Origin of the sequence: Pseudomonas sp. ES3-33, assembly GCF_000952175.1 — a bacterium.
Classification (GTDB): domain Bacteria; phylum Pseudomonadota; class Gammaproteobacteria; order Pseudomonadales; family Pseudomonadaceae; genus Aquipseudomonas; species Aquipseudomonas gregormendelii.
This window is the reverse complement of sequence record NZ_JZRI01000074.1, coordinates 96,823-110,661: the sequence shown is the minus strand read 5'-3', so window position 1 is coordinate 110,661 and position 13,839 is coordinate 96,823. Positions and strand designations below refer to the sequence as shown.

At 61.7% G+C, this 13,839-nt stretch carries 11 protein-coding genes; 5 read left to right on the top strand and 6 right to left on the bottom strand.

Annotated elements, in window-relative coordinates; translation table 11 throughout:
- Window positions 1-24: 24 nt before the first annotated feature.
- The 6 genes from UB23_RS13630 to pilG form a co-directional block, all read right to left on the bottom strand.
- Entirely contained in the window at window positions 25-480 is a 456-nt protein-coding gene (locus UB23_RS13630) for a chemotaxis protein CheW (RefSeq protein ID WP_045059840.1), read from the bottom strand.
- Window positions 473-6,364 carry an Hpt domain-containing protein gene (locus tag UB23_RS13625; protein ID WP_045059839.1) on the bottom strand — a complete coding sequence of 1,964 codons (5,892 nt, stop codon included), beginning with the start codon at window positions 6,362-6,364 and terminating at the stop codon, window positions 473-475. Before UB23_RS13625 ends, UB23_RS13630 begins: the two co-directional genes overlap by 8 nt.
- A 37-nt stretch (window positions 6,365-6,401) precedes the next feature.
- Window positions 6,402-8,462, bottom strand: a complete 2,061-nt coding sequence (locus UB23_RS13620; protein ID WP_045059838.1) for a methyl-accepting chemotaxis protein — start codon at window positions 8,460-8,462, stop codon at window positions 6,402-6,404.
- Between the two features lie 62 nt (window positions 8,463-8,524).
- Window positions 8,525-9,058: a chemotaxis protein CheW gene (locus UB23_RS13615; protein ID WP_045059837.1), complete on the bottom strand. Its 534-nt coding sequence runs from the start codon at window positions 9,056-9,058 to the stop codon at window positions 8,525-8,527.
- 10 nt (window positions 9,059-9,068) lie between these two features.
- Window positions 9,069-9,434 (bottom strand): twitching motility response regulator PilH, encoded by a 366-nt coding sequence (gene pilH, locus UB23_RS13610; RefSeq protein ID WP_045059836.1) that lies wholly within the window; start codon window positions 9,432-9,434, stop codon window positions 9,069-9,071.
- 57 nt (window positions 9,435-9,491) lie between these two features.
- Window positions 9,492-9,896, bottom strand: a complete 405-nt coding sequence (gene pilG / locus UB23_RS13605) for a twitching motility response regulator PilG (protein WP_045059835.1) — start codon at window positions 9,894-9,896, stop codon at window positions 9,492-9,494.
- Window positions 9,897-10,141: 245 nt separating this feature from the next.
- On the opposite strand from pilG, the gene gshB reads away from it, so the two are divergent.
- The 5 genes from gshB to pyrR all read left to right on the top strand — a co-directional run bounded on the left by gshB (window position 10,142) and on the right by pyrR (window position 13,818).
- Complete coding sequence (gene gshB, locus UB23_RS13600; protein ID WP_045059834.1) at window positions 10,142-11,098, top strand: glutathione synthase; 957 nt, start codon at window positions 10,142-10,144, stop codon at window positions 11,096-11,098.
- A gap of 117 nt (window positions 11,099-11,215) precedes the next feature.
- Window positions 11,216-12,115: an energy transducer TonB gene (locus tag UB23_RS13595; protein ID WP_045059833.1), complete on the top strand. Its 900-nt coding sequence runs from the start codon at window positions 11,216-11,218 to the stop codon at window positions 12,113-12,115.
- An 89-nt stretch (window positions 12,116-12,204) separates the two neighbouring features.
- On the top strand, window positions 12,205-12,777 hold the full coding sequence (locus UB23_RS13590) for a YqgE/AlgH family protein (RefSeq protein ID WP_045059832.1): 573 nt from the start codon (window positions 12,205-12,207) through the stop codon (window positions 12,775-12,777).
- Complete coding sequence (gene ruvX, locus UB23_RS13585; protein WP_005792259.1) at window positions 12,777-13,214, top strand: Holliday junction resolvase RuvX; 438 nt, start codon at window positions 12,777-12,779, stop codon at window positions 13,212-13,214. The genes UB23_RS13590 and ruvX overlap by 1 nt, the downstream gene beginning before the upstream one ends.
- A 97-nt stretch (window positions 13,215-13,311) precedes the next feature.
- A complete protein-coding gene (gene pyrR, locus UB23_RS13580; protein WP_045059831.1) occupies window positions 13,312-13,818 on the top strand; it encodes a bifunctional pyr operon transcriptional regulator/uracil phosphoribosyltransferase PyrR in 507 nt (168 codons plus the stop codon).
- The last annotated feature ends 21 nt before the right edge of the window (window positions 13,819-13,839 follow it).

Here is a 13,839-nt window from a genome sequence, read left to right as displayed (position 1 = left end):
TTCCCACAATGCTTCCAGGCCCCGTCAGACCAGCCCCGCCTCCACCAGCAAACCTTCCAGCGCCAGCAAGTCAGGGACCTTGGCCACTTGATCGCCCACTTGCACCGCGGCTTGCTCCAGCGCGCACAAGGGCACATCGACATAGCTCAACTGGCTGTCGAGCTTGCAGGACCGTGGAATGCCCTGCACCAACAGTGCGATGAACTTCAACTCCGGGCGCCCACCCAGGGCATTGAGGATCACGATCCGCACCCGCTCGCCCATGACGATTTTCTGACCACAGGCCGACTCGAAACTGAGCATTGGAATCTGCCGGTCCCGCCACCTTCCCCGCCCCAGGTACCAGGGCGGCGTATCCAGGTCGAACGTGCCCGGCTGGTAGTCGATCAGTTCGGCGACCGCCACATTGGGCAGAATCAGGTGGCGATCGGCCAGGGGCAACAGCAGCCCGGTGAGGTTGCTGGTGCGGTGTTCAAGCATGGGGTTTGCTCCAGAAGGCGATGCTTTCGAGCAATACCGATTCCTGATACGGCTTGCCAAGGTAATCGTTGACGCCAATGGCCATGGCGCGGTCGCGGTGTTTCTGTCCGGTGCGCGAGGTGATCATGATGATCGGCAGATGCTGCGTACGCTCGTCCGCGCGCACTTGGGTGGCCACTTCGAAGCCATCCATGCGCGGCATTTCGATGTCCAGCAGCATCAGGTCGGGCAGGTGCTCTTCCAGCAGCAACATGGCGTCGACTCCATCCTTGGCGGTCAGTACGTTCATGCCGTGACGTTCCAGCAAACGACTGGTGACCTTGCGCACCGTGACCGAATCATCAACCACCAGCACCAGCAGGGGTTTGTGCGACTCTGGCTCGGCGTCTTGCATCAGGGCCTGACGCGGCAAGCGGGTCTGCATGGCGCGGATCGGCGCCAACAGGTCAAGAATGAGCACCACCCGGCCATCCCCCAGGATCGTTGCTCCGGACAAACCTTGCACGGCAGCGAACTGCGGGCCGAGGCTCTTGACCACGATCTCGCGAGTGCCGGCCATGGCGTCGACTTGCACGGCGATGTGGCGTTCGTTGCACTGCACCAGCAACACCGGCAGCGGCAGGTTTTGTCCCAGCAGCTTCGGGCGGCTGCTGGTTTTCAGCAGTTCGCCGAGGTAACACAACTCATAGTGCTGCCCGGCATATTTGTAGGTTGGCGGATCCAGGCGATAGTGGCCTTCAAGTTCATTGGGCAAGACACGAACGATGCCGTCGATGGTGTTGAGCGGGATCGCATACTGATCTTCCGCGCATTGCACCATCAGCGCCCGGTTGACCGACACGGTGAACGGCAGGCGGATGCGAAAATGCACGCCCTGCCCGGACACCGAGTCAATGCTCATGGTCCCGCCCAGCTGCCGCACCTCTTCGTGGACCACGTCCATACCCACGCCACGCCCGGAAATCTGGGTGATTTTTTCCGCCGTCGAAAATCCCGGTTGCAGGATAAATTGCAGCACATCGCGGTCGCTGATATCGCTGTCAGGCGCCAGCAGGCCACGCTTGATCGCCTTGCGGCGTACCGCGTCCAGGGGCACGCCGGCGCCGTCATCGCGGATATCGAAAATGATGTCCCCACCCTCGCGCGACAGGTCCAGGGTAATCTTTCCCTGAGCGGGTTTGCCCGCAGCGATGCGCACCTCGGAGGATTCCAGGCCGTGGTCCACGGCGTTGCGCAGCATGTGCTCCAACGGCGCGGCCATGCGCTCGAGGACGTTACGGTCCATCTCGCCTTCGGCGTTGCCGACGATGAATTGCACATCCTTGCCCAGTTCGCCGGAAACCTGACGGACGATGCGCTTGAGGCGCGGCAGCATCCGTTCGAACGGCACCATGCGTGTACGCATCAGGCCTTCCTGCAACTCGGTATTGATGCGCCCCTGTTGTTGCAGCAGGTTTTCGGCGTCCTGATTGCGCCGGTCGAGGGTTTCCTTGAGGTCAAGCAGGTCGGACGCGGACTCGAACAGCGCACGCGACAGCTGTTGCAGCTGCGAATGCCGGTCCATTTCCAGCGGATCGAATTCCTCGTACCCCAGACGTTCGGCTTCCACCTGCTGGCGGCTGAGGATCCGCCCCTGGGTTTCCGTATCGAGGCGCCGCAACTGGTCGCGCATGCGCTCAATGGTGGTTTCCATTTCGCTCAGGGCCACCCGTGCATCGCTGACCTGCTGTTCGATGCGCCCGCGGAAAATCGAGGTTTCACCGGCCAGGTTGACCAAATCATCCAGCAACTCTGCCGAGACCTTGACCATGTCGGCGCCGGCGTCAGGCTGCGGTGCAGGAGGTTCGGGCTTGATCACCGCAGGTGCCGTGACAGGATCTGCCGGCAACACTGGGTGACTGAAATTGCGGATCGAGTCGATCAACTGATCGGCAGGCGGCATGGGTTGACCGGCGCGCGCCGCGTCGAGCATTTGTGCCAGTCGGTCATGGCTGCTCTGCAACAGCGCGAACAAGGCCTGGGTCGGTTGCAGTAAGCCTGCCGACAAACCTTCATAGAGAAATTCCAGCTCGTGGGCCAGATCACCGATCGGTGTGATTTCGACCATCCGCGCGCCCCCCTTCAGGGTGTGCAGATCACGCAGCAGGTTTTCCACTTCCTGGCGATTCGCCGGGTCGGCCTGCCAGCGCACCAGCGCCGCCCCGGAGTTTTCGATGATGTCGAAACCTTCTTCCAGGAAGATCTCCAGTAGCTCCGGATCATGGCCTGGGTGATCGCTGACCGGCAGCGGTTCGGCCACTTCAGCGCTGCCGAGGTTGTTCTGGCGAAACTCGCGGATGGCCTCGATCAGCTCATCTGGCTCATCCAGGGGATGCTGGTCCTGCAACTGCTCAAGCAGCTGCCCGAGGCGATCATGGCTGCGCAGCAACAGCTGCGCCAAGGCATCGGTGTGCTGATAACGGCGATCCACCAGGCCTTCGTACAGCCCTTCCAATTCATGGGCCAGATCACCCACGGGTTCGACCTCGGCCATCCGCGCCCCGCCCTTGAGCGTGTGCAGGTCACGTTGCAACGACAGCAGCGGTGCGGCGTTATCCGGATCGCTCAACCAGCGTTGCAGGGCCTGGCCCGAGCTTTCGAGGATATCCACAGCCTCTTCCAGGAAGATCGACACGATAGCGTCGTCTGGTTCTGCCTGCGCCAGTTCGGCAGTGGCGCTGCCCAGCTCGCGAATGCTCAGGGCGCGGCTGCCGTCGCTGCGAATCAGGCCGGTGGCCGACGGGTCCAGGCTTTCATCCAGCAAATCGCGCAAGGCTCGCACCCGCGCCGGTTGCGGGCTGACTTCCTGGCCGGCTGCGAGCTCGTCGAGCATGTTGATCAGCGCTTCATGGGCACTTTGCGCTTCATGGAAAAACGCCGGGCTGACCGCCAGGCTGCTTTCCTCCACCGCACCGTACAGATCGAGCAAGGCTTCACACAGCTCATCCACCGGATGCAGATCAGCCAGGTGTGCGCCTTCACCCAAGGTCGTCAATTCGTCCAGCAGCGCGCTGAGTTCCTGGCGTTCACCGGGGTGTTGCTGCCAGCGTTGCAGCAAGCTCTCGGCGTCCAGCAGGATGTCCATGCCCTGGGCCAGAAAATTGTTGATCAATTGCGGGTCGCGCTTGATACGTGGCCGACTCTGGGGTGCGCTCAGCAGGGTTTGCAGGCGCATGGCCAGCAGTGCATGGGTTCGCTCGATCAGATGCTGCGCGCCCGTTATCTCGGCCAGCGGATCCGTCTTTAGCTGGCGCAGGCCTAGCCGGAACAGCCCTTCGGCCTCCAGTAACAGTTCCACTTCGTCCAGGTCCAGTGCGAGCAGGTGCGCCTTGTACTCGCGGGCAAGTTGATCCAGCGGCGCGGCCAGTTCGGCGATCGGCACCACGCCGGCCATTGAGGCGCTCCCCTTGAGCGTATGCAAGGCGCGCTGCAACTCGTCACTGGCCTGCAAGGGCACATGCTCGGCGGCCTGGTCGAGGAAGCGATTGACGCTGGCCAGATGGGTTTCGGCTTCGTTGCGGAAAATTTCCAGCAGCAGCGGATCGAGTGCCACGACGTCCTCTGCATCCTCATCCACCAACGGTTGCTCGCCCTTGGCCAAGGCATGCGCACGGGCCGCCACCTGGTCGACATCGTTGCGCTGGCGCTGGGCATTGCGGGCAAATTCCGCGACCAGCTCCGGCAACAGCTGCAGCACATCAGCCAGCAATTGCTGCACGCCAGGGCCCGGCTTCACGCTGTGTTCGAGCACTCGATTGAGCAGGTTTTCCACCGCCCACGCCAGCTCGCCCAGGATCAGCGCCCGAACCATCCGGCCGCTGCCTTTGAGGGTGTGGAAGGCCCGGCGCAGCTCACTCAGGGCCGAAGTGTTCTGCGGGTCGGCAGTCCAGCGGGGCAAGTACTCACGGAGGACTTGCAGTACTTCGTCAGTTTCTTCCAGGAACACTTCACGCAGTTCATCGTCCACCGGCTCTTCGCCCGCAGGCGGCGGTAGCAGGCTACCCGGGGTATGCAGCGCCGGGGGATTTACCGCAGACACAGGATTGGCGAGCACGTCCGCGAGGGTCTGCACCAACTCAGGAGCACCGTACGCCTGCAACTCCTGAATGAGATGCGCCTCAGTCGGCTCCGGCACTTGTTCGAGTTCCGGGGCATGCCGGGCGCGGGGGAAAAACCCCAGTGCGGCGAGGCCTTTCTCGGCGACGTCGAGCACCTGTTCCCCGGCTGCCTCGGGGTCGTCGCTGAGGCGCTCCAGGTAATATTCGATGCTGGTCACCACGTCGGCCAGGCTGTCGAGCTCCTGCCATCCCGGCTGGCCAGGATCCAGCAGCAGGTGTTCACGGATGAACTGGTTGCACGCTTCGACCAGGCTGGCAGCGCGACTCAACGGGATCATCGCCAGTGCGCCGCGGATCTGCGTCAACAAGGCAGGCAAGGGCTGCAGGTGCTGGCGGTCCCAGTCGGCGTCGATGTAGTCGACGATCATGTCCTTGGCCTGTTGCAGGCAGATGCGCGCTTCGCGGATGACGATCTGGTGAATCTGTGTCAGGTCGGTGGTCGGCAAGCGGCTGTCTTCCTGGCTTTCCGGTTCCAGGTTGCCGACCATGCCGGCCAGGTTCGCTTCGACGTAGAGCAAGGCGCCCGCGACGTCCATCAGGATGGCGTCCGTGGGCTCACGCTGGCCTTGGGCCAGGCTCAGGACCACCGCCAACTGATCGATGATCACCTTGCGCGGCTGGCCAAAACCCAGCACCGCCAGGGTGTCGGCGATTTGCCGCAGGGGCGACAGCAGGCTGTCGAGATCGGCAATGTGTTGGCGGTCACTGCGCACGAACAGGTCCAGGCGTTCCTTGACCCGCACCAGCTCTTCGCACAGCGCCACCAGCACCGAGCGCATCGCATCGCGGTCGGGACCGCCCAGGCGCGCGCGCTCGTCATCAACCATTGCGCTGTCAGGCAACGCGTCCTCTAGGGAGTAGCGATCTTTCATGGTCAGCATGCGCCCGGTGGGGTGTTCGGCCTTGGCAATGTAGAACAGCAAACTCTTGAGCAGCTCTGGTGGTGCCGGTTGATTGATGCCGCGCATGCCTTCTTCGAGCAAGCGCTTGAGTTCCGTGTCAGCTTCCTTGAACAGGCTTCGCAGCGCCGGACTGTTGGCGATCGCACCGCCACGCATGCCTTCCACCAGCGCCGAGGCCACCTGCCACAACGGGCTGAGCGGCGCCTGACCGGAGATACTTTCGAGTCGCGCGAACACCTTTGCCAGGTAACCCAGGTGAGTGTCGTCAGCCTGTTCGCGCAGCAATCCAACGAGTGCCATCTGCAGCATTTGCCGCAACTTGCGCAACACATTGGCCAACTCTGGCGGCTCCAGCTGCGCCAGCGCTGCGTCGTCCAGCGGGGGCAAATCCGGCATTTGCGGGCTGAACAGGCTGGTTTCCGACAACAGCCCCTCGCCGCGGGCACTGCGCAAATCATTGATCAGGGGCAGCACCACCAGCGGCAAGTCCCGGCGCGCACCTTGCACCCGGTCGAGGTACACCGGCAACTGCGCCAGCGCCTGCAACAGCAGGTGGATCGCTTCTTCACGATGGCTCACACGGTTCTGCTGCAACGCCTGGGTCAGCTGTTCCATTTCTTCGGCCAGCAGTGCCGCGCCGTAGAATTCGACCATCTGCAAACTGCCGTGAACCTGGTGGATGCACGCCAGGCATTCAGCGAGCGCCAGGGGCGTCTGCTCTTCGTCCATCGCCATGCTCTCCAGATGGAGCGCCGCCTGCCTCAGCGTTTCGGCAATCTCGCCCTTGACCCACTCGAGGGCCACATAGTCGTGCCGATCACCCATAACCACTCCACTGGAAAAAACCTGCGCCTGCCACGCCCTATACTTTATCAGCAGCCTGCGCGCTCGCCGCGGGCAAGGTGAAACCGGACACCGAACGCCTCAGCTGGCTGGCCATCTTCGCCAGGTTACCGATGCTTTCGGCGGTTGCAGTGGAGCCGGAGGAGGTCTGCGAGGTGATCTGCTGGATCACGTTCATCGTCAGGGAGATCTGTCCGGCCGAGGACGTCTGCTGCTGGGCGGCATTGGAAATACTCTGGATCAGCGCCGCGAGCACTTTGGATACGCCTTCGATTTCCTCCAGCGCCACCCCGGCATCCTGCGCCAGACGTGCGCCACGCACCACTTCGGTGGTGGTCTGCTCCATGGAAATCACAGCTTCATTGGTGTCCGTCTGAATTGCCCGCACCAGGGTCTCTATCTGTCGGGTCGCAGCGGATGAGCGCTCGGCCAGGCGCTGCACCTCATCGGCTACCACGGCGAAACCGCGACCAGCGTCACCCGCCATCGAGGCCTGGATCGCAGCGTTGAGGGCCAGAATGTTGGTCTGATCGGCAATGTCGTCGATCAGGCTGACAATGTCGCCGATTTCCTGGGAAGACTCACCAAGGCGCTTGATTCGCTTGGCGGTATCCTGGATCTGCTCGCGAATGTTATCCATGCCGTGGATGGTGTTATGCACCACCTCGTTGCCCTTGTTGGCGATTTCCACCGACCGCTCAGCCACCGCCGAGGACTCGGCCGCGTTGGCCGACACCTGGTCAATGGATTGGGCCATGTCGTTGATGGCCGTGGAAGCTTCGGATATCTGCTGCGCCTGATGCTCGGAGGCTTGCGCCAGGTGCATGGCGGTGGCCTGGGTTTCCTGCACGGCGGCGGCGACCTGGCCGGCGGTCAGGTTGATGGTTGCCACCAGGTCGCGCAGCTGGTCGACGGAATAATTGATCGAGTCGGCAATGGAGCCGGTGAAATCTTCCGTCACCGAGGCCGTCACCGTCAGGTCACCGTCTGCCAGGTCTTCAATCTCGTCGAGCAGACGCATGATCGCCGTCTGGTTACGTTCGTTCTTTTCGGCGGTCTCACGCAGCTGCCGATTGGTTTCGCGCACCATCACCAGGCCGATCAGGATGATCGATGTCAGCGCCAGCAAGCCCAGGACATAGCCGCCGATGGTGTCGGTGTGACGGCCGCCGGCAAGGTTTTCAAAACCATTGGCCAGGTGCGAGGCTTCGTCCAGCAGCGTTTGCGACAGGCCGAAGATGTTGGTTGCTGACTCCCGGACCTTTAACAGTTCAGGCGAGGTTTCGATAATTTCATCGACGGAACCCGAGACGAACTCGAACAGTTCGGAAATCTCGAGCAGGCGGGCCCGGGCATCGCGGTCCTCGACCTGGCTGACTTTCAGCGCCGGATCCCCTTGCAACATGCCCGTCAGGACCTGGCCGAAGCGTGCCGCGTCACGCCCGAAGACGTCGGCAGCCTGTTGCGAATTCTCGTCCCCGGACAACACGGTATTCACCGCCCCCAGGATTCGCTCGGCCAGCAAGGATTGCCGTTGAGCCATCGCGACCTGGGCGGCGGGAGCGCCCCGCTGCAGCAGAATCTCGACGACTTTTTCATACTCAACCTGCAGTTGCGGCACAGTCTCGGCCAGGGTCGCGGCGACCTGGTGCAGCGACAGTACGGTCTGTTCGCTGGTGAGGATGGCGTCGGTATTTTTCAGCAGGCGCTCCCAGTCCGTTTGCACTGCGCGCATTTCCGGGCGCACGGCGGACGGCGCAGGGGGAAGACCGGTAGAAGGGTCGCCTTGCTTCAGATAACTCCAGCGCCGGGCAAAATCATTGCGCGCATCACTGAGCAGCTTGAACGCGGCAGACTTGCCGGCAGCGGCTTCCGTAGCATTCTTGGCGATACGCTGGGACAGCACGCGTAACTCGCCTGCGTGGCCGATGTACTGTTTATCGTACGTAGCCTGGGTGTTGAGGTACGCGAAATTGGCGAACAACAGCATGATGAAGATGATCAGCGCGATAAACAGCACGATGATCTGCGACCGGCTGCGCGACCCTTCCATTGGCTTGCCTGCTTTTGCTTTTATCATCGGTCCTCGCCTGTTAACTCACATCTACCAACCCACCACAGATCGCTTTGTGGGGTCTGCGTTTACAAAGCGACGTGCATGAACGCCCGCGACTGCGCCAGCGCAAACGGGCTGAACACCTGCCAATCCTGCTCGCGCTTAAACCGGCCCTTGATGAACGGCGCAATCGCCCCGCTCAAGTTATCCACCGGCTCCAGACTTCCCTGGGCAAAATGCTGCAGCCCGTAAACTTCGTCGACCATCAACCCGGCAAACACCTCGTTGTGCTCCACCACCAACACCCGACGCTGCTTGCGCACCGCCGACAGCTCCAGGGCGAAGAAGCCGCAGACATCCATGATCGGCAGCAAGCGCCCCCGCAGGTTGGCCACGCCCTTGACCCAGGGTTTTACCCCGGGCAACTGGGTGAATCGCGGTTCGTGCAAGACTTCACTGATCTCGCCCATGGGAGCGACGTACCAGTGCTCGCCCAATCGAAATCCTATACCGCTCCAGCTGTCCTGGCGGGCCGGCTGGGAAGGCAGGTCTGCCGCCAGCAGACGGCAACGCTGATCGAGTTGCAGCAGCAGTTCGAAGGCAGTCAGCGATTCACTCATGGTCCGATGATCAGCCGGCAAGCACGTTGTTGAGGGTCTTGATCAGGGTGTCTTCGTCGACCGGCTTGGTCAGGTAATCCTTGGCGCCCTGGCGCGTGCCCCAGACCTTGTCGGTGTCTTGATCCTTGGTGGTGATGATAATCACCGGGATGTGCCCGGTTTCCGGGTCCTTGGTCAACTGCCGGGTGGCTTGAAAACCATTGAGGCCGGGCATGACGATGTCCATCAGCACCGCGTCAGGTTTTTCCTGGCGGGCCAGGGCCACGCCGTCGGCGCCGTTTTCGGCTTTCAACACTTCGTGACCATACTTTTCCAGCATGCCCGTCAGTTTGTACATTTCGGTCGGCGAGTCGTCGACGATCAGAATTCGTGCCATGGTCTTCCCCATTCTTGTCGACGCCGGGCCCGTTGGCCGAGCGTCACTGTGCGTGTCCTACTGCGGCAAAACGGCGGCAAACCCTGGAACATGGGCCTGGATCGCGTTCAGCAATTCTTCCCTGCTGAAAGGCTTGGTCAAAAACTGATCGGAGCCGACGATGCGCCCCTTGGCCTTGTCGAACAGCCCGTCCCTGGACGACAGCATGATCACTGGCGTGGATTTGAACGCGCTGTTGTTCTTGATCAGGGCGCAGGTCTGATAACCATCCAGACGCGGCATCATGACGTCGACAAAGATGATGCCGGGATGGTTGTCGGCGATTTTCGCCAGCGCATCGAAACCATCGATGGCCGTGATGACCTCGCAACCTACATTTTTCAGCAACGTTTCGGCGGTGCGGCGAATCGTCTTCGAATCGTCGATCACCATGACCTTCAAGGCGCTGGAATGCTGATCCATATTTACTCTACCGTCGCCTTTGCGAATCAAATTGTCCGTTTTCGGATCTTCCAGGGCTCGAAACCCTTGATGTTCAAGGGCAAAGCCTTTTTAGCACAGTCTCCAAATCCAATCTATCGGGTGACTGGCACTGTGGTTTTCCCTTGACCGCAAACACGCCCGGCGCCAATCTGACGCCACTTTTATATAGCCCTGTGGCCCGCTTCCACAGGGGATCGACAAAGCCCAAATTCGAGGAAAAACCCATGAGCGTTCGCGTCGGGATTGTCATGGATCCCATTGCCGGCATTTCCTATAAAAAGGATAGCTCGCTGGCCATGCTGCTGGCCGCGCAAAAGCGCGGCTGGGAACTGTTCTACATGGAGCAGCGCGACCTGTATCAGGGCGAAGGCGAAGCCCGGGCGCGCATGCGTCCGCTGAAAGTCTTCGCCAACCCGGAAAAGTGGTTCGAACTGGAGGCCGAGACTGACGCGCTCCTGAGCGATCTGGACGTGATTCTGATGCGCAAGGATCCGCCCTTCGACATGGAGTTCGTCTACTCCACCTACCTGCTGGAGCAAGCCGAGCGCGCCGGCGTGCTGGTCGTCAACAAACCGCAGAGCCTGCGCGACTGCAATGAAAAGCTGTTCGCCACACTGTTTCCCCAGTGCACCCCGCCAACCGTGGTCAGCCGCCGCGCCGACGTGCTGCGTGAGTTCGCCGCCAAGCATGGCGACGTGATCCTCAAGCCGCTGGACGGCATGGGCGGCACCTCGATCTTCCGTCATCGCGCTGGCGACCCGAACCTGTCGGTCATTCTCGAGACCCTGACCGCGCTGGGCGCCCAGCAAATCATGGGCCAAGCCTACCTGCCGGCGATCAAGGACGGCGACAAGCGCATCCTGATGATCGACGGTGAGCCTGTGGATTACTGCCTGGCGCGGATTCCCGCCGCCGGTGAAACCCGCGGCAATCTCGCGGCTGGTGGTCGTGGCGAAGCCCGCCCATTGACCGACAAGGATCGCTGGATCGCCGCTCAGGTCGGCCCGACACTGCGCGAAAAAGGCCTGCTGTTCGTCGGCCTGGACGTGATTGGCGAGCACCTGACGGAAATCAACGTCACCAGCCCGACCTGCATCCGCGAGATCGATAATGCCTTTGGCACCGACATTGGTGGCCTGCTGATGGACGCCATCGAGAAGAAGTTGCAGAGCAAGCCATAAGCTGCAAGTGAGATTCGCTCAATGCAGCCTGTCGCTTGAAACTTCAAGCTTGAAGCTAAAAACCAACATTGCGTTATCATGCCGAGCCCTTAAAAACGCGATGTTGGTTTTTTCACCATGACACTTCCGTCCGATCTGCCTGCCGAACTCGCCCACCGCGGTGTGCGCCCGGCCGATCGCCTCGGATTTACCCTGTTTCTCGCAGCGTTAATTCATTTGGCGTTGCTGCTGGGCGTGGGCTTCACCATGGTCGAGCCCAAGCAGATCAGCAAAACCCTGGAAATCACCCTCGCCACTTTCAAAAGTGAAAAGAAGCCCGAGAAAGCCGATTTCCTCGCCCAGGAAAACCAGCAAGGCAGCGGCACCCTGGATAAAAAGGCGACCCCCAAGACCACCGAGGTCGCGCCCTTCCAGGACAACAAGGTCAAGAAAGTCACGCCGCCTCCTGCCGCTAAACCTGAAGTCCAGGAAGCGCCGCCCAAGGCCGCAGTGACCACGGTTGCGCCGAAACCGAAGAAAGCACCGGCAAAAACCGAAGCGCCCAAGATCGATGCCAAACCCAAGGTGGCCGCGCCGACGTTCGACAGTGAACAGCTGTCCAGTGACATCGCCAGCCTCGAAGCCGAACTGGCCAACGAACAACAGCTGTACGCCAAGCGCCCGCGTATACACCGCCTGAGCGCCGCCTCGACCATGCGCGACAAGGGTGCCTGGTACAAGGATGAATGGCGCAAGAAAGTCGAGCGCATCGGCAACCTGAACTACCCGGACGAAGCGCGACGCAAGCAAATCTATGGCAATTTGCGCCTGATGGTCTCGATCAACCGCGACGGCTCGCTGTATGAAGTGCTGGTACTGGAATCCTCCGGCCAGCCGCTGCTGGACCAGGCCGCCCAGCGCATCGTGCGGCTCGCGGCGCCGTTTGCGCCGTTTACCGGGGACCTGTCGGACATCGACCGCCTGGAAATCATCCGCACCTGGAAATTTGCCCGCGGCGACAGGTTGTCCAGTAATTAGATGTGGCACCTGTAGGAGCTGCCGAAGGCTGCGATCTTTTGACCGGCTTCAGCTTGTCAGTTTGCCCCTCCAACGCCACACTAGCGCTCATGAAAAACGTCAGCCCCAGTTACCTCAAGCATCATTTCCTGATCGCCATGCCGCACATGGCCGACCCGAACTTTGCCCACACCTTGACCTACATCGTCGAGCACACGGCCAATGGTGCCATGGGGCTGGTGGTCAACCGTCCGCAAGATCTGAATCTGGCTGATATCCTCGAGCAATTGCGCCCGGATATCGAACCACCGGCGCTATGCCAGCACGTACCGATCTTCATGGGCGGCCCGGTGCAGACCGATCGCGGTTTTGTCCTGCACCCCTCAGGCCAGACTTACCAGGCGACCGTTGATCTGGAAGGCGAGCTGTCGCTGTCCACGTCCCAGGACGTGCTGTTCGCGATTGCAGACGGCGTCGGTCCCGGGAAAAGCGTGATCACCCTCGGTTACGCCGGCTGGGAAGCCGGGCAACTGGAGTCGGAACTGGCTGACAACGCCTGGCTGACCTGCCCGTACAGCGCCGACATCCTGTTCAATACCAGCAGCGAACTGCGCCTGGAAGCGGCGGCCCGGCACCTGGGGATCAATCTCAGCCTGCTGACCAGCCAGGCGGGGCACGCCTGATGGCTCTGCGGTTGATTCTCGGCTTCGACTACGGCACCAAACAGATCGGCGTGGCGGTCGGCCAGGTGATTACCGGCCAGGCTCGCGAGCTGTGCACCCTGAAGGCGCAGAACGGCATACCCGACTGGAACCAGGTCGAAGCCCTGATCAAGGAATGGAAACCCGACGCTGTCGTGGTCGGCCTACCCCTGAACATGGACGGAACGCCCAGCGACATGTGCCTGCGCGCGGAAAAATTCGCCCGCCGCCTCAATGGCCGCTACAACCTGCCCTTCTATACCCACGATGAACGCCTGACCACCTTTGAGGCCAAGGGCGAGCGGCGGGATCGGGGCGGACAAAAGGGCAGCTACCGCGACAATCCGGTGGACGCCATCGCCGCCGCCCTGCTGCTGCAAGGCTGGCTCGACGAAAATACCGCACTGTTCGAATCCTGATCACACCCTATCCTGAAGAGCCGCCACGCGACTCTCTAAGCTGCAACCCGGGCCATTGCTCAAGCAGAATCTGGCCCGGGCCCAAGAAGGAGCAACCATGAGCCTGCCCAATCCCGCCGAACTGATCAGCCAGATGGCGATCCGTCTCAAGGCGCACCTGGAACATCGCGGCATCAGCGAGCCACGCTACATCGGCATTCGCACCGGCGGCGTCTGGGTCGCCCAGGCCTTGCTCGATGAACTGGGCAGCGACTCGCCACTCGGCACCCTGGACGTCTCCTTCTATCGCGACGACTTCAGCCAGAACGGCTTGCACCCGCAGGTCCGCCCTTCTGCCCTGCCGTTCGAGATCGAAGGCCAGCACCTGGTGCTGATCGACGACGTGCTGATGAGTGGCCGGACCATTCGCGCCGCGCTCAATGAGCTGTTCGACTACGGCCGCCCGGCCAGCGTGACGCTGGTCTGTCTGCTGGACCTCGACGCCGGTGAGCTGCCGATCCGCCCGAACGTAGTCGGCGCAACCCTGTCGCTGGCCGCCCATGAACGGGTGAAACTGTCCGGGCCATCGCCGCTCGTGCTGGAACTGCAAGATTTCGCCCTTTAATCCGCCCTATTGAGAGTCCCC